This is a genomic window from Campylobacter concisus (genome assembly GCF_003049705.1).
In the GTDB taxonomy this organism is placed as follows: domain Bacteria; phylum Campylobacterota; class Campylobacteria; order Campylobacterales; family Campylobacteraceae; genus Campylobacter_A; species Campylobacter_A concisus_AR.
Genome location: NZ_PIRF01000003.1, coordinates 111,961 through 133,354 on the forward strand (window position 1 = coordinate 111,961; position 21,394 = coordinate 133,354).

14 protein-coding genes and 1 pseudogene are annotated in these 21,394 nt (G+C 37.7%); 2 read left to right on the forward strand and 13 right to left on the reverse strand.

Features of this window, described 5'->3' with window-relative positions; all coding sequences use genetic code 11:
• From CVT05_RS04190 to CVT05_RS04225, 7 genes and pseudogenes are all read right to left on the reverse strand, one after another.
• Positions 1-681 (reverse strand): putative quinol monooxygenase, encoded by a 681-nt coding sequence (locus tag CVT05_RS04190; protein ID WP_107697924.1) that lies wholly within the window; start codon positions 679-681, stop codon positions 1-3.
• 15 nt (positions 682-696) lie between these two features.
• The gene (locus tag CVT05_RS04195) at positions 697-2,133 is read right to left on the reverse strand and encodes a subtype B tannase (RefSeq protein WP_107697925.1); all 1,437 of its coding nucleotides are present in this window, start codon (positions 2,131-2,133) and stop codon (positions 697-699) included.
• A 39-nt stretch (positions 2,134-2,172) separates the two neighbouring features.
• On the reverse strand, positions 2,173-2,943 hold the full coding sequence (locus CVT05_RS04200; protein WP_107697926.1) for an SDR family NAD(P)-dependent oxidoreductase: 771 nt from the start codon (positions 2,941-2,943) through the stop codon (positions 2,173-2,175).
• A complete protein-coding gene (locus CVT05_RS04205; RefSeq protein ID WP_107697927.1) occupies positions 2,940-3,581 on the reverse strand; it encodes an NAD(P)H-binding protein in 642 nt (213 codons plus the stop codon). The genes CVT05_RS04200 and CVT05_RS04205 overlap by 4 nt, the downstream gene beginning before the upstream one ends.
• Positions 3,582-3,610: 29 nt before the next feature.
• Positions 3,611-4,756, reverse strand: coding sequence for an iron-containing alcohol dehydrogenase (locus tag CVT05_RS04210; RefSeq protein WP_107697928.1), 1,146 nt, complete (start codon positions 4,754-4,756; stop codon positions 3,611-3,613).
• 74 nt (positions 4,757-4,830) lie between these two features.
• Positions 4,831-5,505 (reverse strand): anaerobic ribonucleoside-triphosphate reductase activating protein, encoded by a 675-nt coding sequence (locus CVT05_RS04215; RefSeq protein WP_084109932.1) that lies wholly within the window; start codon positions 5,503-5,505, stop codon positions 4,831-4,833.
• 85 nt (positions 5,506-5,590) lie between these two features.
• Positions 5,591-7,873: pseudogene (locus CVT05_RS04225) on the reverse strand (ribonucleoside triphosphate reductase).
• A 327-nt stretch (positions 7,874-8,200) separates the two neighbouring features.
• Between CVT05_RS04225 and CVT05_RS04230 the strand changes: the two are divergent.
• Positions 8,201-10,159 carry an AAA family ATPase gene (locus tag CVT05_RS04230; RefSeq protein ID WP_107697929.1) on the forward strand — a complete coding sequence of 653 codons (1,959 nt, stop codon included), beginning with the start codon at positions 8,201-8,203 and terminating at the stop codon, positions 10,157-10,159.
• 33 nt (positions 10,160-10,192) lie between these two features.
• Here the strand turns inward: CVT05_RS04230 and CVT05_RS04235 are convergent, their stop codons facing one another.
• Positions 10,193-12,568 (reverse strand): ribonucleoside-diphosphate reductase subunit alpha, encoded by a 2,376-nt coding sequence (locus CVT05_RS04235; RefSeq protein WP_107697930.1) that lies wholly within the window; start codon positions 12,566-12,568, stop codon positions 10,193-10,195.
• A 217-nt stretch (positions 12,569-12,785) separates the two neighbouring features.
• Entirely contained in the window at positions 12,786-14,117 is a 1,332-nt protein-coding gene (gene purB, locus CVT05_RS04240; protein ID WP_107697931.1) for an adenylosuccinate lyase, read from the reverse strand.
• Positions 14,118-14,302: 185 nt separating this feature from the next.
• On the opposite strand from purB, the gene CVT05_RS04245 reads away from it, so the two are divergent.
• Positions 14,303-15,217 (forward strand): pseudouridine synthase family protein, encoded by a 915-nt coding sequence (locus CVT05_RS04245; RefSeq protein ID WP_103589212.1) that lies wholly within the window; start codon positions 14,303-14,305, stop codon positions 15,215-15,217.
• Positions 15,218-15,489: 272 nt separating this feature from the next.
• Here CVT05_RS04245 and rlmN read toward each other — a convergent pair whose 3' ends face one another.
• From rlmN to CVT05_RS04265, 4 genes are read right to left on the reverse strand one after another with little or no spacing between them, the layout of a single operon-like run.
• Entirely contained in the window at positions 15,490-16,626 is a 1,137-nt protein-coding gene (gene rlmN / locus CVT05_RS04250; protein WP_107697932.1) for a 23S rRNA (adenine(2503)-C(2))-methyltransferase RlmN, read from the reverse strand.
• The gene (locus CVT05_RS04255; RefSeq protein WP_107697933.1) at positions 16,623-17,303 is read right to left on the reverse strand and encodes a purine-nucleoside phosphorylase; all 681 of its coding nucleotides are present in this window, start codon (positions 17,301-17,303) and stop codon (positions 16,623-16,625) included. Before CVT05_RS04255 ends, rlmN begins: the two co-directional genes overlap by 4 nt.
• On the reverse strand, positions 17,303-18,058 hold the full coding sequence (gene hisF, locus CVT05_RS04260; RefSeq protein ID WP_107697934.1) for an imidazole glycerol phosphate synthase subunit HisF: 756 nt from the start codon (positions 18,056-18,058) through the stop codon (positions 17,303-17,305). Before hisF ends, CVT05_RS04255 begins: the two co-directional genes overlap by 1 nt.
• Positions 18,055-21,339, reverse strand: coding sequence for a DEAD/DEAH box helicase (locus CVT05_RS04265; RefSeq protein WP_107697935.1), 3,285 nt, complete (start codon positions 21,337-21,339; stop codon positions 18,055-18,057). Before CVT05_RS04265 ends, hisF begins: the two co-directional genes overlap by 4 nt.
• Between the last annotated feature and the right edge of the window lie 55 nt (positions 21,340-21,394).

Consider the following 21,394-nt stretch of genomic DNA (forward strand, 5'->3'; position numbering starts at 1 on the left):
CTAAAATTTTATCTTGCTAAATGAAGTCTCGTTCTTGAGAGCAAAGCCGTCAAATTCATCTATCAGCCCCGCTCGCTCTTTGGCGTAAGCCTTGTAGTTTGCGCTGTGGCGGTAGCTCTCAAAACTAGCCTCATCTTTGTAAATTTCAACCAGCACCCACTTGCTAGGCGCGTCCTTTTGACTAAAAGCAAACTCCGCATTTGCGCCTTCATCTACACTTTTTTGCATATATTTTTTCACTAGCTTTTCAAATTTCGCATCGCTTTTTGCCTTTAGGCTTAAATTTGTGATGTGAAAATAGGCATCTTTTAGCCGCTCTGGGGTTAAATTTTTAGAAAACGCAGCCCGTTTTTTCACGCTTATAGCCTTTTTGCTAGCTAAAATTTCAGCGCTCGCACTTGTAAATTTCTTATAGTGCGCCGAGCTTATATGCTTTTTATAAGCCGCCTCGTCCTTGTAAAACTCAAGAACATAAAACAGCTCTGGCTTGCTCTTTGCGCTTGCAAAAAATACCGCCTGCGTACCTGGCTCGCTCTTTGAACTTAGTATATTTTCCCTGCCAAGCTGCTTTAGCAAAGTCTTATTATTTGGCGTTACAAGTAGCTCGTGCAAGCTCACTTTAGCCTCCGCCCCAAAGGCAAAAGCTGCCAAAACAGCTAGTAAAAATAGTTTTTTAAACATCAAATTTCCTTAAATTTATTTCTGCTCAACTCTTTTTATCCAAGCAAAAAGCTTGTCTAAGTCGTAGTCGCCGCCATGTCCTTGTCCCCAAACCGCTTCAAAGTCCACCTCGCGTCCGGCATTTTTAAGCGCAAGTGCTAGCATGGCAGGCACGGCAAGGGCTAGGTCGGTGTCATTTGTGCCCTGCCTTATGCGGTAAAATTTCGCCCCATTTTTGTTTGCGGTGTAGTTCATCGCATTCATCATCTTGATGATATTTTCATCAGCCATCTCGCCCACGCTTCGCTCTTTAGCAAATTTAGTAAAGTGCTTTGCAGGCGTTTTGCTATCGCCAAAAAGCTCGTTTTCAGGGGCTTCAAGAGCTAGGCCGTCAAAGGCAACTGGCGCTTTGGCACGTTTTAGCGAGGCGATGAAGTCTTCTAGCTTAAACGTATATCCAAGCTCGCATCCCTGCGTGTCAAGAGTTACAAATTTAGGTGTGAGCGTGCTTTTATCGCTGTTTTTTGTAGCGGTAAAAGCCTTTGAGATGAGGGCGTTTATATACTCTTTGAAGCTGCCCTCGCCATTTTCATCAAGGCTTAGCGTATGGCCTTTGGCGTCTTTTAAATTTAGCGAGTTTAGATAGGCTGGGAATTTACTCTTTAGCTCACGTGAGAGCTCTTTTTGTGTGGCATTTAGCTCGCCTGTGATCATATTTGGCTTTTTGCTCCTGTCGTTAAAGCTAGCCGCATCAAGACTTGAAAAGTCTATCCTTTCAAATTTATCCAAATTCCCAAACATCCACTCATACGCCTCGTCCTCGTACTCTAAATTTGTAACAGGACAATAGGCTGAGACTGCATAAATTTGATCGTCTGCCTTCGCAGCGCCTAGATCGTCAAGATATGGCTCATACTCTTTTGCGTTTGCGCTAGTGCCAAGCAGTGCCGACATCGCACCACCTGCGCTCGTGCCATTTGAGATGATTTTATTTGCGTCGCCTGGCATAAATTTGTCGTTAAATTTAAGATATCTAACGGCCGCTTTTAGATCGACTATCGCTGCTGGCGCTTTGCCGATGAATTTCTCGCCATCTTTTAGCGTCCTGCCTCTAGCGCCAACGCTTGCCACGACATAGCCTCTAAAAAGCGCTTCAAGGGTGGCATTTGGCTTTTCGTTTTTAATTTCTGGCTTTTGTGGCTTAGCTGGCATGTAGCCGCCGATAGCGTTTGGCATAAAGATAGCACCCTTTTGGTCGCTAAATTTACCCTCTGGCACGTAGAAATTTAAGACCTCGTAGTCGCTAGCTGGCTTTGCCACATAGACTATGCCCTCGTAGGCTCTAAATTTAAGCGTCCTATCGCCAACTTGCACGCTTTTTAGCTCAAATTTACTCTCATCAAATTTAAGTTCATTTCCAAAGCAAGCACCTACTAAACAAACCCCTAAAATAGCAACTCTAACGCATTTCATGATCCACCTTTTTATTTTGTCCTACTTTTGCTTTAACGCCTAGTTATCTTTTGGCCCCAATTTGACCGCATAGTCAAATTTTGGCTTACTTAGACTAAACTCAAAGCTATCTCTATCGACCGAGCCAACGCAGTAATGGCTATCATAAAGGCGTAGCAAAAACTCCGCCATCTCTTCACTCGTGTGGTACTTTTTAAACGCCTTGTCGTAGTCGTAGCTCTCTTTGCTAGTTGCCACCATGCCAAATTCTGTCTTTGTGGCAGCTGGGGCCAGCACTTTTGCTTGCATCTTTGCCTGCTTGTCTTGTGCTAGCTCGTGGTAAAGACCCTCACTAAATGCGCTGACGAAAAATTTGCTAGCGCAGTATGTGACGGCGTTTGGCACGATCTTGTAGCCGCCTATCGAAGAGATGTTTATAAGCTGAGTATCTTTGTCTTTATATTTTTTAGTAAAGAGCGTTGATAGCGTCACAAGAGAGATGATGTTTAAATTTATCATCTGCGTGATCTTGTCTAAATTTTGCTCGCCAACCTTGTTATAGTCGCCAAAGCCAGCATTGTTTATAAGCGCTTTTAGCTCAAATTTTTCTAAATTACGCCAAAGAGAAAGGGCATTTTCTTGCTTTGAAAGGTCGCAAAGCTCTATCACCACATCGACATTTGCAAATTTAGCTATCTCGCTTTTTAGCTCCTCTAAAAGCTCCCCGCGCCTTGCAACTAGGATCAAATTCTCCCCGCGCCTTGCAAATGCCTTTGCCACGGCTGCTCCTATGCCTGAGCTTGCCCCAGTGATGGCGATGTATCTTTTCACTTTGCATACTCCACCGGGCTATAAATTTTGACACCTTCGCTGTGGTCATCTTGCGCTACTTCCACGATCACTTTAGCGATGTCAGCTGCCCTCATCGGACGATACTCGTCAAAAAAGCCTTTTGGGATAAATTTAAACGCCTTTATCGCCAGATACTCGCCAAGTCTAAATTCCTTTCTCTCAGCTTCGATAAGTGGCAGCCTAGCGATATGAAATGAGCTATATCCAAGCTCTTTTATCTTTGCTTCTGCTTGACCTTTTGCCTTTAGGTAAAACGAGCCTGACTTTCTGTTTGCGCCTGCAGCCGAGAGCAAGACAAAGCGTTTTGCACCGCACTCCAAGCCAAATTTGGCGAAATTTATCGGATAGGTCACATCGACTTTGTAAAACTGCTCTTTGTGCTTTGCCACTTTCATCGTCGTGCCAAGCGCGCAAAATACATCATCAGCAATAAATGGCACCTCATCTTTAAAATCATCAAAATTTACTATCTTTACTTCAAGCTTTTCATGAGTAAAATTTAGTTCGTGCCTAGCAAGGGCGATAACCTTACTGTAATGCTCGCTCTGGCATAAATTTTTTAAAATCTCACTTCCCAAAGCGCCACTGGCTCCAGCTATAAGGGCGATCTTTTTCATATCTTTCCTTTGTAAAATTTAGATAAATTCTATCTCGCTAAGGCAAAAATTTCACTTATGGCCTCTTTTGTATAAATTTGCTCCAAGCCCCTGCCCTTGGCGTAGTCATAAACTAGCGTCATGATCTCGTCTAAATTTGTTTCATCAACGCCGATTTCAATAAGGCTTGTAGGTGTGCCAATCTTACTAAACCACTCTTTTAGCTTTTCAATGCCTGCGTCTGCGTCATCAACGCCAAAAATTTCTTTGCCAAAGCGCTTAAATGCCTTTAAATTTTTATTTTTATACCACTTCATCCAAGCTGGCATGACCACACTTAGCCCAGCTCCATGCGCGCAATCAACCACCGCGCCTATGGCGTGTTCGATCATGTGATTTGGATATGAGTAGCCAGCTGTGCCAACGTAAGTTAAGCCATTTAGCGCCATCGTCGCAGCCCAGGCAAACTCGCCTCTAGCGTCGTAATTACTTGGCTCTTTTAGCAAAATTTCTGTTGTTTTCATAACGGTTTTAATGTTTGCTTCGATGTATAAATTTATGATCTCAGGCTGAATACTCGCCGTAAAGTAACCCTCGATGCTGTGAGCGATGATGTCAGAAGCTGAATAGACCAAATACTCCTTGCTCACGCTTGCTTGAAGAAGTGGATTTATCACCGATACTTTTGGGTAAAGACATGCTCCGTGCATAGCAAATTTCTGTTTCGTGGCTTCGTTTGTGACGACTGAGCCGCCGTTCATCTCTGAGCCAGTTGCCGCAAGCGTTATGATGTCAAAGATCATAAGCGCTTCGCTTGGATCTTTGCCGGTAAAAAAGTCCCAAACGTCGCCGTTATATCTAACTCCAGCGGCCACAGCCTTTGCCGTGTCAAGCACTGAGCCACCGCCTATGGCTAGCACACTATCGACACTTTGCTTTTTAGCTAAATTTATAGCCTCATTTACCTTGCTTAGCACTGGATTTGACTTCACGCCACCTATCTTGCAAAACTCGATACCATTTGCACTTAGGCTCTTTGCTGCGATATCAAAAAGGCCATTTTTTATGATCCTATCGCTGCCATAGATGATAAGCGTCTTTTTAACGCCAAATTCTTTCATGTATCTGCCGATATTTTGCTCTTTGTCTTTGCCAAATTCTATTTTTGTAGGGTTTAAAAAGCTAAAATTTTGCATAGTTTCTCCTTATTAGTTTTAATGATTATAGTTTTGCAAAGCAAAAATTTTTGTTAAAAATAATGAGTAGAAATTTAAAAATTTCTTAGTTTGATAGGAAGTTTTGAAATGATTTTTTTCGGATCAAAGCTACTTTTAGCATCAACTAAATTTCCAAAATTTTCACCTGTGCTAAGGAATTTTTGCAAATAATAATTGCCTCTATATCCAAGGTCATAAAGAATTTCAGACATCAAAGAAATATCTGCTTCATCTAAAAAATCTGCATGCACGGTTGTTCTTACTTCAAAATCAAAATTTATCTCAAGCAGATATTTTAGTGTGCTAATAAATTTTTCATATAAATTTGAGCCAGTTACGCCCGTAAATTTCTCTTTTGGCGCTTTAAAATCAAGTGCAATATAGTCAATCAGCCCTTCGCCTATCGCCTCTTTTAAAATCTCAATATGAGAGCCATTTGTATCGACCTTTAGGCAAAAATTTCTTGACTTAACCTCTCTTGCAAGCTTCAAAAACAAAGGATTTGCCGTGCATTCGCCACCGCTAAAGACAATGCCATTTAGCTTACCTATACGGCGGTCTAAAAAGTTACAAACCTCATCCATTTCTATATTGCCATTTGAATTTACAACTTCTATATTGTAGCAATACACGCATCGCATATTACAGCCTGCAAACCAAACTACTGCAGCCACTTTGTCTGGATAATCAAGCGTAGTAAATGGCGTTATACTAAAGACTTTATGCAAATTTATGGACCTTTTGAGATTTAAAAGGCACAGAAGATTGTGCCTTTTTTATTTGAGTTTTTTATATTTTTATTGGCTGCGGTGATTATCTTTTGCAGCAACTTGCGTATTCATCAAATTTAATACGCTCTTTATGCTCACCTTTTTTACCAAGGTTAAAGCTCTCAACTGGGCGATGATAACCCATAACACGAGTATAGACTACGCATTTTGTGCGTTTGTCTTGTACTTTTTCTAAAATTTCTTTTTCTGTCATTTCCTCTCCTTATTTGGAATTGTTTTTCTCTTTTTCTATTAATTCTGCATCGCAAAGCGGACAAAATTCATGTTCTCCAGCAATGTAGCCATGTTTTGAACAAACGCTAAACACAGGCGTTATAGTGATATATGGAAGCTTATAATTTGAGATTATGCTCTTTACAAGCTCCTTACAAGCTTTAGGTGAGCTGATCCTTTCTTTCATATAAAGGTGAAATACTGTGCCACCGGTGTATGAAGTCTGAAGATCATCTTGTAAATCAAGTGCCTCGTAAGCATCATCTGTAAAATTTGCTGGAAGCTGGGTTGAGTTTGTGTAGTAAATATTCTCCCCACCGCCTGCTTGAATGATGTCTGGATAGCGCTTTTTATCCTCTTTGGCAAAGCGGTATGTTGTGCCTTCAGCTGGAGTCGCCTCAAGGTTGTATAAATTTCCAGTCTCTTCTTGAAATGTCCTTATCTTATCGCGTAAAAACTCAACCATCTCGATAGCAAAATCACGTCCAAATTTTGTTGAGATATTCTCCTTATCATTTGTGAAATTTCTAAGAAGCTCGTTCATACCATTTATACCGATCGTGCTAAAGTGGTTGTTAAAGTGCTTTAGATATCTAGCCGTATAAGGATAAAGCCCTCTGTCATACATCTCTTGTATAAATTTACGCTTTTTTTCAAGCGTTGATTTAGCAAGCTCCAAAAGATAGCTTAGCCTGTTATAAAGTGCGACTTTATCGCCTTTGAAGTTGTATCCTAGACGAGCTAAATTTATAGTGACAACGCCAATAGAGCCTGTCATCTCTGCACTACCAAAAAGACCACCACCTCGTTTTAAAAGCTCCCTTAGATCAAGCTGCAAGCGGCAGCACATAGAGCGAACATGTCCTGGTTTATAAGCTTTTTCGTTTTCTATCTTATTGCCATTTTCGTCATAAGTGTATTGTGAACCGATGAAATTTTGAAAGTAGCTTGAGCCCATTTTGGCGGTATTTTCAAAGAGCACATCCGCTACTTCGCTATCCCAGTCAAAATCCTCTGTGATATTTACCGTTGGTATTGGAAATGTAAAAGGCTGCGAGCATTTATCGCCAGCTGTTAAAACCTCATAAAATGCCTTATCTATGCGTGCCATTTCAGGCTCGAAGTCCTTGTAGGTCATATCGATCAAATTTTTTCTGCCACGCTCGTTTGCTTTTTTCAAAATTTTCTCATCTTTTACATTCGTAAAGAGGTGTATATCATCACTCGTTGGAATCTGATCTCTTAGGTCGCTTGGGCAAGTGATGTCGATGGTTACGTTTGTAAATGGACTTTGTCCCCAGCGCGCAGGTACATTTAAGTTAAAAATAAAGCTAGTGATCGCCTTTTTGATCTCAGCGTCACTTAGATCGTCTTTGAAAACATAAGGCGCAAGATATGTGTCAAAGCTAGAAAACGCCTGAGCGCCAGCCCACTCGCTTTGCAAAATTCCTAAGAAATTTGCCATTTGATAAAGTGCTTCTCTAAAGTGCTTTGGTGCTTTACTCTCAACTCTGCCACGAACGCCGTTAAAGCCCTCGTTTAACAAAGCTCGCAAGCTCCAACCAGCACAATATCCTGTAAGGCAGTCAAGATCATGTATGTGATAGTCGCCATTTCTATGAGCTAGACCTTCTTCTTTGCTATAAACAGCGTCTAGCCAGTAGTTTGCTATGACTTTGCCAGCGGTGTTGTTGATGAGACCTGCGTTTGAGTAGCTTGTATTTGAGTTTGCAGAAATTCTCCAGTCGGTGCCGTTTATATACTCATTTATCGTTTGAGTTGAGTTTATGTAAGTCGTATCGTCATTTAGGCCTAAAATTTGCTCACGCTGAAGCTTATGCGTGTGGCGGTAGAGCATAAAGCTCTTTAAAACGTCGAAATATCCACTATTAAATAGCTCTTTTTCGATCGCATCTTGGATGTCTTCGACTGTTATCGCGCTTGATTTTTGAAAGATATCTTGGACAACATTTGTAAAAACTTTCTCATCATAAGCTAAATTTTCGCTAGCAAATGCTTTTTTTATCGCATCTACTATCTTATATGCTACAAATTCTTGTCTTGTGCCATCTCTCTTTAAAATCTCACGCATTACTCGCTCTTTCTTCTAAATTTTTCAATATAAAGTTTAAAAGTATAGGACAAGAAAGCTTAAACAATAGATAACTATTTTATCTTGTTTAATAATATTTATCAAAAAATATAAAATTTTGGAAAGTTTTCTTAAGTATATTTCTACCTAGTTTATGTATCTTAAACTAAAATTTGATTATTTTTACTTAAATAATTATTTTAATTTTATTTTTTAAAAATACAGTTTTAAAAATAATGAAATCCTAAGGTAGACTTAACGATATAAATTTTAAAATCATCTTAATCATATACCAATAAATGATATTTTTACATAAAGGTAGCGTACATGGTTGTTGGGCTTTATTTAAGACATATAAAAGCATATGAGGGCATAAACTTTATTCCTATAGGGTATAAATTAGATTTTAACTTTATAAGTTATGTTGGTAAAAATGGAATAGGCAAAAGTTCTATTCTTGAAGGATTTGATAGTTTCTTTAATGAAAAAATCTACAACATTAATAAAAATGCAACTTCAGGAGAAAGAAATAAACCATTTTTTGTTCCAATTTTTTTAATTAAAAAATCTGATTGTATTTTTCCTGCTCATTGTATAAAAGATATAGATAAACTTAATGATTTTTTCTGGAATATAAAATCGTTATCCGGAAGTGCTGATATTAAAGGCTTTAAAAATATTAGGGATGATTTATTAAAACAAGGTATAACTAAAGAAGAGTATTATCTTCTAATGATCGGTGAAGAATTTATATCAAACAGTAGCCCAAAAATATCTTTTGGAACCTTCACTATAGCGCAAGAATTTCTCAGTAAGGTACTTGATAATAAGAATATAAACATAACAACATCAATATCAACAGAAGAAATTCAAGAGTACAAGAGTGAGCTCGCCAAAAAATATAATAAAATTCTACAAATCATAAAAGATCATTACTCATATATATATTTTCCGGTCGAACTTAATATAGAAAATTTTACAAAAATAGAAACAACAGAAATGCAAAAAGTTTTTGGAAAAAAACTAAAAAAAGAAATAGAAAGTATGTTGTCTGGTATTAAGCTAGATGGTACAAATGGAATTAATCCAAGGTTAGATAATTTTATTAAAGAAATACAAAATAGCCTACGTAATAATTATGAGTATAAAACAGGACAGCAAAGAAATAATAAAATAACAAAAAATGATATTGTAAATAAAATAATAGAAGCATATTTTCAAAAAAGAATTTTATATAAAAATAATAAAAAAATTAGTGAATTAAGTGCAGGAGAAAAAAGACAAGCCCTGATAGACATAATATCCGCATTTCTAATAAAAACAGATAGAGATTCAGCAACAATTATAGCAATAGATGAACCAGAAAATTCACTCCATACTTCTGTTTGTTATGAGCAATTTGATAGATTGAATAAAGTTTCAAAAAATTGTCAAGTGTTTATTACTACTCATTGGTATGGGTTCTTGCCTATCTTAAATGAAGGTTTTGGACATTTTTTAACAGAAAAAGAAACAAAAAATAAGAAGGAAATACTTTTTGAGACCTATGATCTGTATGACTATAAGGCAAGAGTAAAAAACGATATGCAAAAAAGTAAAAATGAAATTCCTCATGATTTTAATTTAAAAAGTATAAATGATTTAGTTCAAGCTATATATTACTCACTATACTGCGAGAAACCATATAACTGGCTTTTAGTAGAAGGCGTGAGTGAAAAAATATACTTTGAATATTTTTTTAAAGATGAAGTGAAAAATAATTTAAGAATTTTACCTCTTGGCGGAAATACAAAAGTTTCAGAAATTTATGAACACTTAGAACTGCCTCTAAAAAAAGAGGATGACAAATTAAGAGGAAAAGTATTTTGTCTAATCGATACAGATAAGATAAGACATAAAGAGTACATTAAAGATGGAAATAAGCACTTAAAAATTAGAAGATTATGCAATATTGGAAACGATGAAACACGATTATATACACTTGAAAATTCAGATACTACTCAAACTGATATAGAACAATCTTTAAATCCTATAATTTTCAAAGAAACAATGGAAAAATTGGATAAATCAAACAAATATCAGATAAATATACAAAAAAATAATGGAAATACAAGTTTTATTGATAATTTAAAAAGTATTGATTTAAAAAATTATTTTGAAGAAAACGAAGGATCAAATAAAATTAAATTTGCTGAAAAATATGTAGAAATATCTAAAGAGAAGGAAAATAATGAAAAATTTATTCCAATCTGGATATTAGAAATAAAAGATTTTTATAAAAAGTAAAGCATCAGTTGGAGCACTGATGCTTTATTAGCATTACTGACAACCTTCGCATTCGATCGAGCGGTCAGCCACGTCGTTTAGTTTTTCGCTATCTGGACTTTCAGAGCGTAGATAGTAGGTTGATTTTAGTCCGAGCTCCCACGCAAGCGTGTAAATTTCACTTAGATATCCGCCGCTTGCTTTATCTAAGCTCATGAAGATATTTAAGCTTTGACCTTGGTCGATCCACTTTTGGCGAATAGCGCCTGCTTTTATAAGAATTCTTTGATCAAGCTCGTAAGCTGGTGTGTAAAACTGCCAAGTGTCAGGGCTCAAATTTGGCACGACATTTGGGATCATGCCGCTTAGGTTGTGCTCAAACCACTTGCGTTTATAGACTGGCTCGATGGTCTGAGTGGTGCCAACGAGGATCGAGATCGAGCTAGTTGGAGCAATCGCCATTAGGTAGCCGTTTCTCATACCATCACGCTTAACCTTTTCTCTTAGCTTGTCCCAGTCGCAGATATTTTCGTCAAATAGCCCGCCTTTGTCGTTTAAAAGAGCTTTTGCACTCTCGTTTGCAGTGTCTATCGGCATGATGCCTTTACTCCATTTTGAGCCTTCAAATTTTGGATAGACGCCCTTTTCTACGGCTAAATTTGAACTAGCGTAGATCGCGTTGTAGCTTATGTTTTCCATTATGCTGTCTATCAGCGCCAAATGCTCATAGCTGCCCCATTTTACGTTTTTCTCGGCTAGCATTTGCGCCTCACCCATGACACCAAGGCCGATCGAGCGAGAAGCTAGGTTTGTGTGCTTTACCTTTTTGTGTGGGTAGAAATTGAGATCTATAACATTATCAAGCATCCTAATGGCTATCGGCACGACACGCTCGATGTCCTCTTTGCTATTTATCTTACTTAAATTTATACTTGCAAGGTTGCAAACTGCAGTTTTGCCCTCGATGCTCTCTTTTTCTACGATGAAAATTTGCTTGCCTTTTAGGCTATCAAGCGCACTAAGCTTTTTGGCTTTTTTAGTTATGCCACTATCTACAGTGACGTCTTCTTCTTCGTCAAATAGCTCCTCACCGCCATCTTCATAAGTGATCTTGATCTTATAGTAGTTTGGCGCTGTGTTTTGGAAAATTTCGGTGCATAAATTTGAGCTTCTGATGATGCCCTCGTGGTCATTTGGATTTGCTTTGTTGGCATTGTCTTTAAAGCACAAAAATGGCATGCCAGTTTCAAAATAGCTAGTTAAAATTTTCTTCCAAAGCTCTTTTGCAAGGATGGTGTTTTTCTGGATATTTTCGTCGTTTTCATACTCTAAATATCTCTTCTCAAACTCCTCACCATAAAGGTCGCAAAGATCGCTTACTTGAGCTGGGTCAAAGAGGCTCCAGCGGCCATTTTCTTTAACACGCTTCATAAATAGGTCGTTTATCCAAAGCGCAGGGAAAAGCTCGTGTGCACGACGTCTTTCTTCGCCTGAGTTTTTACGAAGATCGAGAAAATCGCTCACGTCCATATGCCAAGGCTCGATATAAACAGCGATCGCACCCTTTCTAGTGCCTAGCTGATCGACCGCCACTGCGATGTCATTTGTCACTTTTAAAAATGGAATGATACCGCCAGCTGCGTTTTTGTGTCCGTCAATACTGCCACCCATCGCACGCACCTTGCTCCAGTCCCAGCCGATACCGCCGCCAAATTTTGAAAGTAGCGCCATCTCTTTGTAGCTATCAAAAATTCCTTCGATATTATCAGGCGTACTGCCTACGTAACAGCTGCTTAGCTGGTGGCGTGTAGTCCTTGCGTTTGAGAGTGTTGGCGTGGCTAGCATCACTTCAAATTTAGAGATAAGGTCATAAAATTTCTTGGCCCAGCCTTGGCTATCTAGCTCGTTTTGCGCAAGAAACATCGCGATCGCCATAAACATGTGCTGTGGCAGTTCGATCGGCATGCCGCTCTTATCTTTGATAAGATAGCGATCATAAAGCGTCTTGATACCAAGGTATGCAAACTGAAGGTCGCGCTCGGGCTTAATGTAGGCGTTTAGATCCTCAAGATCATACTTCTCTTTTAGTCCAGGGATGATACGGCCTACTTTTTCGCCCTTTACGAGATAGTCTTTTAGGTGGTTGTAGCCGTTAAAGCCAGATACTTTGTGATAAAGGTCGTATAAAAATAGCCTTGCAGCAACAAATGTCCAGTTTGGGCGGTCGATGTCGATCTTATCAACTGCTGTTTTTATAAGAGTTTGCTGAATTTCCTCAGTCGTTATCATATCTCTAAACTGGATTTTCGCATCTACTTCAAGCTCGCTAAGGCTTACGTTGCTTAGTCCAAGGACCGCTTCGTTTGTGTATTTTTTAATCTTACTTATATCAAGCTCTTCTGTTCTGCCATTACGTTTTATAACTTTCAAAAATATCTCTCCATGTTAAATTTTAATTTGGGATTTTATCCAAAAGGAGATAAAAACTCTCTTTGTTAAAAAAGTGATTTTAGATATAAAATTTGACTCAAAAAATAATATTTTATTTTTAAAAATTAAAAAATTTGATCTTATTTTAAAATGATTGTAAAAATTTTTGAAGTGATATTTTGAAGCAAGAAGCATAAATTTGCTTCTTGCATTTAAATTACTTGCCAAAGACTCTGGCGAAAATTTTATCTACGTTTTTGGTGTAGTAGTTGTAGTCAAAGCACTCTTTGATCTCATCTTTGCTAAGGCTTTTAGTTAGGTCCTCGTCGTTTAGCAAATTTTGTAAAAATAGGCTGTGACCTTGCTCGTCGATCGCTTTTTTGCCCTCTTGCAAGTCTGCCCAGACCTTCATAGCATTGCGCTGAACGATCTTGTAGGCGTCCTCTCTAGAAATTCCACGCTGAGGCAGTTGTAAAAGCACGCGCTGTGAAAAGACTAAACCGCCCGTTAAATTTAAATTTTTCATCATATTTTCTGGATATACGACTAAATTTGCTATCAAATTTTTGATACGAACCAGCATAAAATCAGCTGTGATAAACATATCTGGTAGGATAAATCTCTCAACCGAGCTATGGCTGATGTCGCGCTCGTGCCAAAGGGCGACATTTTCTAGCGCTGGTGTGACGTATGAGCGCAGCACCCTGCAAAGGCCGGTGATGTTTTCGCTAAGGACTGGATTGCGTTTGTGTGGCATAGCGCTTGAGCCCTTTTGTCCTGGGCTAAAATACTCCTCAACCTCATAAACCTCAGTCCTTTGGTAATGTCTAATGGCGACTGCGATCTTTTCGCAAGTAGAGGCTAGAACTGCGATGGCGCTCACCACATGTGCGTAGCGGTCACGCTGGATCACTTGATTTGACGCTGGGGCAGCTTTAAGACCTAGCTCCTCGCACGTTAGCTCTTCAAATTCCATCGGAGCATGAGCTAAATTTCCCATAGCACCTGAGAGCTTGCCGTAACTGATCGTATCTTTTGCATCTTTGATGAGCTTTAGCGCCCTTGCAATCTCATCGTACCAGATGGCAAGCACAAGGCCAAAGGTTATCGGCTCGCCGTGGATGCCGTGGCTTCTGCCGACCATAAGCGTGTGCTTGTGCTCGTTTGCCCTATCTTTGACCGCCTGCATAAACTCCTCTACGTCGCTAATGATGAGCTCTAGACTCTCTTTCATCTGAAGTGCGACAGCTGTGTCGATGCAGTCGCTTGAGGTCATGCCATAATGCACGAATCTGCTCTCATCGCCAAGGCTCTCGCTGACGCTTGTTAAAAATGCTATCACGTCGTGCTTTGTTGTCTTTTCTATCTCGTCAATGCGAGCCACTTCAAATTTAGCATTTTTGCAAATTTTCTCGCAGTCGCTGTCGCTTATGAAGCCAAGCTTATTCCAAGCTTTAACGGCAGCTTTTTCTACCTTGAGCCAAGCATCGTATTTTGCTTGCATACTCCACTTATCAGCCATCTCTTTGCGTGAGTATCTTTCGACCATTGTTGAACCTTTTTGTATTAGTTTTTCTTTATCATAAAAGTAAATTTTAGCCTTGAAAGCCAAAAATCACATCGTATAATTTTATAAAATTTAAGTTTGGATTATATAAAATCCGTGCTGAAATGTCGGTTATATACTTATAAATTTGTGCTTAAGATAGCTCACTCATTTTTAAAAGGATTACCTTGCCATACGTAAATAAATTTATTGCCACTGCAAACAAACAAAAAGCGTATGAAATTTTAATGAAAACTGGCTTTAGTATGAGAGAGGCGCAACGACTAATAGATAAAGGTAGGCTGATATGTGGCGGCAGTGTCGTGAGTGAGAAAAATGCCATTTTGAGTGGCGATATTTTTTTGATCGACTATGAGGCTGAGCCAAAGGGACTTAAGCCGATCTTTGAGTGTGAGAGCTTTGCCGTATTTGATAAGCCAAGTGGAGTGCTAAGCCACCCAAATGGCAGACACTGTGAGTACTCACTAAATGATGAAATTTACACGCTTTTTGGACGAGATGCGAGCGTGGCTCATAGGCTGGACTTTGAGACGAGTGGCGTGATAGTCGTTGGAAAAGACAGAAATTCTACGATTAGACTAAAGAAAATTTTTGAAGACAGAGAGGTTTTTAAAAGCTACGTCGCGATGGTACAAGGCAAGATCGAACGAGAATTTACGATCGATGCCAAAATGGATCTAGCAAACAACTACGACGATGTGAAAATGCGAATGCAAATTTGTGAGAACGGTAAGAGTGCTGTGACTAAAATTTTGCCGATTAGATATTTTGACGATATCGATGCAACTTTGGTTCAGGCTATCCCACTCACTGGCAGGCAGCATCAGATTCGCTTACATTTGTTTCATGTGAAACACAAGATACTTGGCGAACCACTTTATGGTTTGTCACGTCCACAGATCGAGAAAATTTTAGATAAAGAGATGAGCGAGCGTGAACGGATAAATTTAACTGGAGCAAAAAGGCTCTTGCTCCACTCAGATGAAATTTCTTTTAAATTTGATGAAATTTTTTATAACATAAAAAGCAAATTTGACGCTGAAAGCGAGTTTTATAGATTTGCAAAAGAGAGTTTACTTTAGTCCAAAATTTTTTAATAAATTTCTATTTCTCATAAACCCTTACCTACGTTTTGCCAAAGTTTTTCACTTTTAGATACCACAATAATAATTTTGTAGTTTATGTAATTAATGCTCCACTTTATTTCTTTATGAGAGCTATATTTTTTCTTAATATTAAGGCTTAGAATTTATGCCTATCTTTTTCATCTTTTAAAACTTTTAAAATAAGCCCTAATCCGAGTAAAACCACAATAGCAACAAAGACTATTTCGGCTATATCAAGTGCACTCATTCTAACTCACACTGGCTTTACTATTATTTTCAAGCGACTGTCTTTTTAAATTTTTATCACTGGGAATGGTTTTAAATTTTGCATTTTCGTTGCGTTGTTTTAACTGTCCACAAGCTGCACTTATATCAAGTCCTTTACTCTGTCTGATCGTACAAGTAACGCCGTGATCTCTTAGATATTCTTGAAATTTTAGCATGCTGGTAAGCTCGGGTCGTCCAAATTCACTGCCTTCATGCGGGTTAAAATAGATCAAATTTACCTTTGCCTTGATACCATGCAGTAGTTTTACCAGCTTTTTTGCATCACTAACGCTGTCATTTAGATCTTTGATAACAAGGTATTCAAACATCACGCGTTTGCGCATATCGATAGGGAATCCCCTAACAGCATCCATAACAGCCTCGATATTATACGCCTTATTTATCGGCATCAGACGGCTTCTAAGCTCATTAGTAACAGCATGAAGCGATATGGCCAATAACACACCAAGATCCATCTCGCCAAGCTTTTTTATCTGGCTGCCAAGTCCGCTAGTTGAAACGGTTTGACGACGCGGAGATATGGCTAGACCCTCGTTAAGTGCTAAAATTTTGATCGCTTTACTAACGTTAGCAAGATTATCAAGTGGCTCACCCATACCCATATAAACGACATTTATGCGTCTTTCATAAGGTATCTTATTCTCTCTTTTTATCCATAAAATTTGCCCCACAATCTCGCCTGCAGTCAAATTTCTAACAAGCCCGCCCTTTGCTGTTAGACAAAAAGCACATCCCATTTTACAGCCAACCTGTGAGCTAACACAAACTGTATAACGAGCATGGCGACTAATCTTTCCATTCTCATCACTAATCTCCTCTTTCATCGGGAGTAAGACACTCTCTATCTTTAGCCCATCTTTTAGCTCAAAAAGATACTTGATCGAACCATCACTACTTTGCTCAAATTTTACACATTTTAAAGGATCGATATAAAATTTTTCAGCCAGATCTTGACGCATATCTTTAGGTAAATTTAGCATTTGGCTAAATTCGGTTGCATTTTTTTTATATATCCACTCGTAGATTTGTGTTGCTCTAAATGGTGGAGAAACTAACTCTTTTAGCTCACCGATACTAAGATCAAGCAAATTTATCACATATTTTCCTTTATATATTTTGTTAGAATTTTCTTGGCCTCTGCGTGATTTTTTATAAAATCAGCATGTGCATTTTTATCACAAAAATTTGTCGCTACGAAAATTCCATAAGCTGGAATTTTAAAAATTTGAGCTACTTTTAGAACAGAAAAAAACTCCATATTTTCTAAAAAATAACCCTTTTCAAACATCTTATGAGCCAAATTTTTGTCTGTAGTTATGAAATTTGATGAATTTGTTTTGATAGTTTCACGTGAAACGATAGAAGAAATTTCATACTCAATCGGTGAATAAGATCTATTTTCTACGCTGGAAATTTCGACATTTGCCCCAACTGAGCTTTCATAAATTTGCAAAATTTCACCATTTTTATAAAGACCTGCCGAGCCAACGAAAACTATTTTTTCTGGCATCTGATACAAATTTTGTTCAGGATTTTTTGATAAATTTTGGCTTAGATTTTGTAGCTCTGGATTTGATGAGTTTGCAAATTTAGCTTCGATCTTTGCAAGATAGTGCGGATCGATATTTTTTAAATTTATACTCTTTCCATCCGCTCCAATACATGCTCGTTTCTGTAAAAATTTTGTCAAATTTATCGCCATATCAACTAGTCCCACACCCATTGGCAAAGCAAAGTCAAAAATTTCATTTTTTCCAGCAGAGATAACTAACATCAGAGCCTAACCTCAACGCCATTTGCCTTGAGATACTCTTTTAGTTTTTTTATCTCAATTTCACCAAAGTGAAATATCGAAGCAGCCAAACACGCGTCAGCCCCGGCCTCAAAAGCCTCTTTAAAGTGCTCCATCTTACCTGCACCACCACTTGCGATAGTTGGTATAGAAAGCGTACTAAATATCTTTGTTAACTCAAGATTAAAGCCTTGTTTGACGCCATCGTTATCCATGGACGTTAGCAATATCTCCCCCGCTCCGCGTGACTCAACCTCTTTTGCCCAAGCAAAGGTATCTTTTTTGGTATCGATCCTGCCACCATTTATAAAAACACTATAGCCATTTTCGATCTTTTTAGCATCAATCGCTACTACAACACATTGCGAGCCAAATTTCTTAGCTGCTTCATCAATCAAATTTGGATCTTGTATAGCTGATGAATTTAAGCTTACTTTATCGCAGCCAGCATTTAAAAGCCGTGATATATCATCTAACGTGCGTATACCGCCGCCAACTGTTAGTGGGATAAAAAGCTTACTTGCAACCTTTTTTACTACATCAACTATCGTATCACGCCCAAGATGAGAGGCAGTGATATCTAAAAAGCAAAGTTCATCAGCGCCCTCGTCATTGTATCTTTTAGCTATCTCGACAGGATCTCCAGCATCAACAAGTCCTACGAAATTTACACCTTTTACAACTCTGCCATCTTTTACATCAAGGCATGGGATTATACGTTTTGCAAAATGATTCAAATCTGTCCTTTATCTATTTTTCTAGCTGCTACCTCAAAATATGGCAAATTAGACCAATTTTCTCGGTTGCCAACTATATAAACAACCTCTTTTGCTCTTGTTAGTGCTACATTTAGTAAATTTGGCGTACTAGCAGCCCATGCTCTAGCACCTTTTGTAGCACCGCCAAGGACAAAGATAACAACATCAGCTTCTTTGCCTTGCATGGTGTGAATGGTACCAGCCCCTTTTAAATTTTTACAAACATCTTTAAAAGGTGTTATTATTTTAACACTATCTTTTAGCTTGGCTAGCTTACCATCTAAAAGCTCTTTAACGATCATACCTTCGGCTTTATTATAATTACCTATCCATTCATCACTACTAACATCAATCCATTCTGTTTTGATATTAGGATCACTAAGTTTACTTTCACTACTTCTGCCAAGTATCATCATATCATCATATGTTGTTTCGTTTGAAATTTTAAACATAGGATCGGCGCACCTTCTATTAATGATAAGTGGCGAACCAACCCAAATGGACTTACCCTCTCCTTTTATATATGTACCAATATTTTGTACTTTATCGGCTCGAAGTTGAACTGATGATTTTAGTAGATTAAACTCATCCTTTGCATCGCAGTAGCGTAAAATAGCGTTATTTAAAGCTGGTGGTAATGTTGTAACAGGCTCAAGTTGAAGTGGATCACCAACTACAACAGCCATCTTTGAGCGAAGTAGTGCACCTAATGCGTTAGTTAAATTTGCCTGCCCTGCCTCATCTATTAAGAGCAAGCCTATATCACCATTTAGTAGCTCTTTAAAGGTATTATTAAAAGATGCGAAAGTAGAACTAACAACTGGCGTTAGTAAAAATAATCCTTTTATTATTTCACGTCTATCTTTAGCCTCAATCCCGTTTTTCTCAGCCATTTTTTCATCATTAAATATAATACTAAGAGCTCGTAAATTTGTTCTAACAGCTTCTTTGCAAGCAAAGATAGTAGCTTTATGCAGATTAAGTGCTTCTTTAAAAAGCTTGATTCTTGCATTAAAAAGCTTCGTCTTGTGGGATTTCTCATCAAGATCACGTTCCATCATAAATGGCATGCTCTTTTGTATTTCTTCATTACTCTGATTAAAAGTACCATTTAAAAAGCTATCAAGTTCTTCACTTCTGCCAATTAATTTTTGACGTCTAACAAAGTCACCATTAAGCTTGTTGAGATAGTCTATCTTGGTGTTAAGTTCTAAAATTTTCTCTTCAAGCTGAGTTATTTGAGCTTTTAGTTCGTTTAATTTTACTTCACTCTTCTCTTTGTTTTCACTATTTTGCTTGCTTGCTTTCAAATTTTGCTCAGCTATTTGGCGATTTATCTCACTAACTTTTTGCGCTTCATTGTTATATTTTTCAAAAGCTTGCGTCTTTAAAATTTGCTGGAAAATAAAAAATGATGGCTTTATAGGCGCACTTAAATACTCTTGTAAAATTTCATTTTGACCAATAAGCCTTGTTAGCTCGTTAGCTTCAGCCACCTTTTGTTCTAGTTCATTTTTGCTCAAATCCAGCTCATCTATTAGTGGCTTTAAAAGCTCGTCTATTTGCTTTGCTGAATTATAGTTTTCAAGTCTTTTATCGATATTTATAAGCTCACTATTTATACTTTTTAGCTCCTCTTCTTTGATCCTGATCTCACTAAAAAGTAGATTTACTTCATGTAGAGCTTGATTAAATTTCTCCTTTGCCGTATCAAAATCATCAACTCCTTCGCCGGTAGCCAAATACTTACCAAGCCCCATCAAAAAACCATCTTGCTCTATAAATTCTTTAAATTCTTTTGAAATATCTTCAAACTGACTATGTGTTTTTTCGATCTTTACGCCATTAATCGCGTTAAAAACAAAATTTGACTTATTTTGCTTTGAGCCAAGAGGTATGCAAAAAAGCCCCCATGCAGGTTTTGAGATAAAAGATTTTTCTCCAAAATTTGTCTTTTCATCGGCCGAGAGAAGCCTTGTAGCTATAAATTTAAAATAATCAATCTCGCCTGCGTAACTACCGATACTTTTTAGTTGGCTAAGCTCTTTACTTAAAATTTCAACCGCACCGTTATTGCAAGAGCTAACAACCATCTCGTAGCCCTGAAGTTCTTTATTTAGAGTAAAATAAAGCACCTTATCGCTACTATCTCGAACTGGTGCAAAGATATCATGTCTACTCATTTGTGTGAGCTTCATCGCTCTAAGCGTAACAACTTCAGCCATTACATCTTTTAAAAGTGTTGTTTTACCAGTGCCTGGAGCACCATTTACGCTATAAATTCCACCACTTTTTTCTTTAAATTTTTTAATGATGTTATTAACGGCAATTTGCTGTGAAAAATTTAAAGCAAAGTCGCTAGCAAAGGCTGATCTTGGATACTCTTCTGCTTTAAAAAAATCTCTAACAAGCCTTTTATTTTGCTCATCTCTTACATCAAGTCTTTCGAATTTATTCTCACTGCCCTCGTCCAAAAACTGATCCGTTAGCTCGTGCGTCCTGCCTGACTCGTAAAATTTTATAAGCAAATTTATATCATCTATGAAAAAGCTATTTAAAAGGCTGTCGTTTTCTTTAAAATTTGGATTTATGATCTTTATCTCAAGCCTTAAGAAACCATTACAAAATGGTGTTTTAAGTGCACTTTTTAGCTCATCGTTTATAAGCTTTATATATTTGCCAAATTCCATTTTTTCTTTATAGATAGATAGCTTATCTTTTATGTGCTCGCATTCTTTGCTAAAGTCACTTTGGCTTATCTCTTTTAGATGATTTAGGCGAGCCATTGCCCAAGGAGCTGTTGAGATGAAAAGATCATCAGACGAGTTTGGTGTAAAAAACGGAGTTAAATCATCATCTAAATTTATATCTTTTAAAGCAAAATTTTGATCATCTTTACAAAATACCAAATCACCAGTAAGCTTAAATTTATAGCAAAATGCCTTATCAAAGCTCGTTTGCTCAGATCGCAGCTCATCCAAAATTTGCTCTTTTTCAAATTTCACATTTGCTAACTTTGATATCGCAAGGGCAAGCAAGTCCGTCTCAAAAATGCCGCCATAAATTGAAATTTCTACACCATTTTTTAAAAGCGGCCTATCAAACGCTCTTAAAATTTGGACAAATTTCTCATCAAAATTTGCGATCTCAAGGTCCATTGATTTTTTAAATTTGGTATTTGTCTTTTTCGGCTCGTCTAAGGTTTTTGGCTCTAAATATTGTGATAATAAAAAGTATTTTAAGGTATTTGCTTTGCTCAAATTTATGCCCTATTTCGTTATTGTTTAGTGATTATAATCCATTTTATATATGATT

Coding starts and splice junctions, on each gene's coding strand:
- CVT05_RS04205 (WP_107697927.1), bottom strand. CDS start 3,581: ATGAAAAAGATCGCCCTTATAGCTGGAGCCAGTGGCGCTTTGGGAAGT.
- CVT05_RS04210 (WP_107697928.1), bottom strand. CDS start 4,756: ATGCAAAATTTTAGCTTTTTAAACCCTACAAAAATAGAATTTGGCAAA.
- purB (WP_107697931.1), bottom strand. CDS start 14,117: ATGGTCGAAAGATACTCACGCAAAGAGATGGCTGATAAGTGGAGTATG.
- CVT05_RS04195 (WP_107697925.1), bottom strand. CDS start 2,133: ATGAAATGCGTTAGAGTTGCTATTTTAGGGGTTTGTTTAGTAGGTGCT.
- CVT05_RS04190 (WP_107697924.1), bottom strand. CDS start 681: ATGTTTAAAAAACTATTTTTACTAGCTGTTTTGGCAGCTTTTGCCTTT.
- CVT05_RS04255 (WP_107697933.1), bottom strand. CDS start 17,303: ATGTTAGTTATCTCTGCTGGAAAAAATGAAATTTTTGACTTTGCTTTG.
- CVT05_RS04230 (WP_107697929.1), top strand. CDS start 8,201: ATGGTTGTTGGGCTTTATTTAAGACATATAAAAGCATATGAGGGCATA.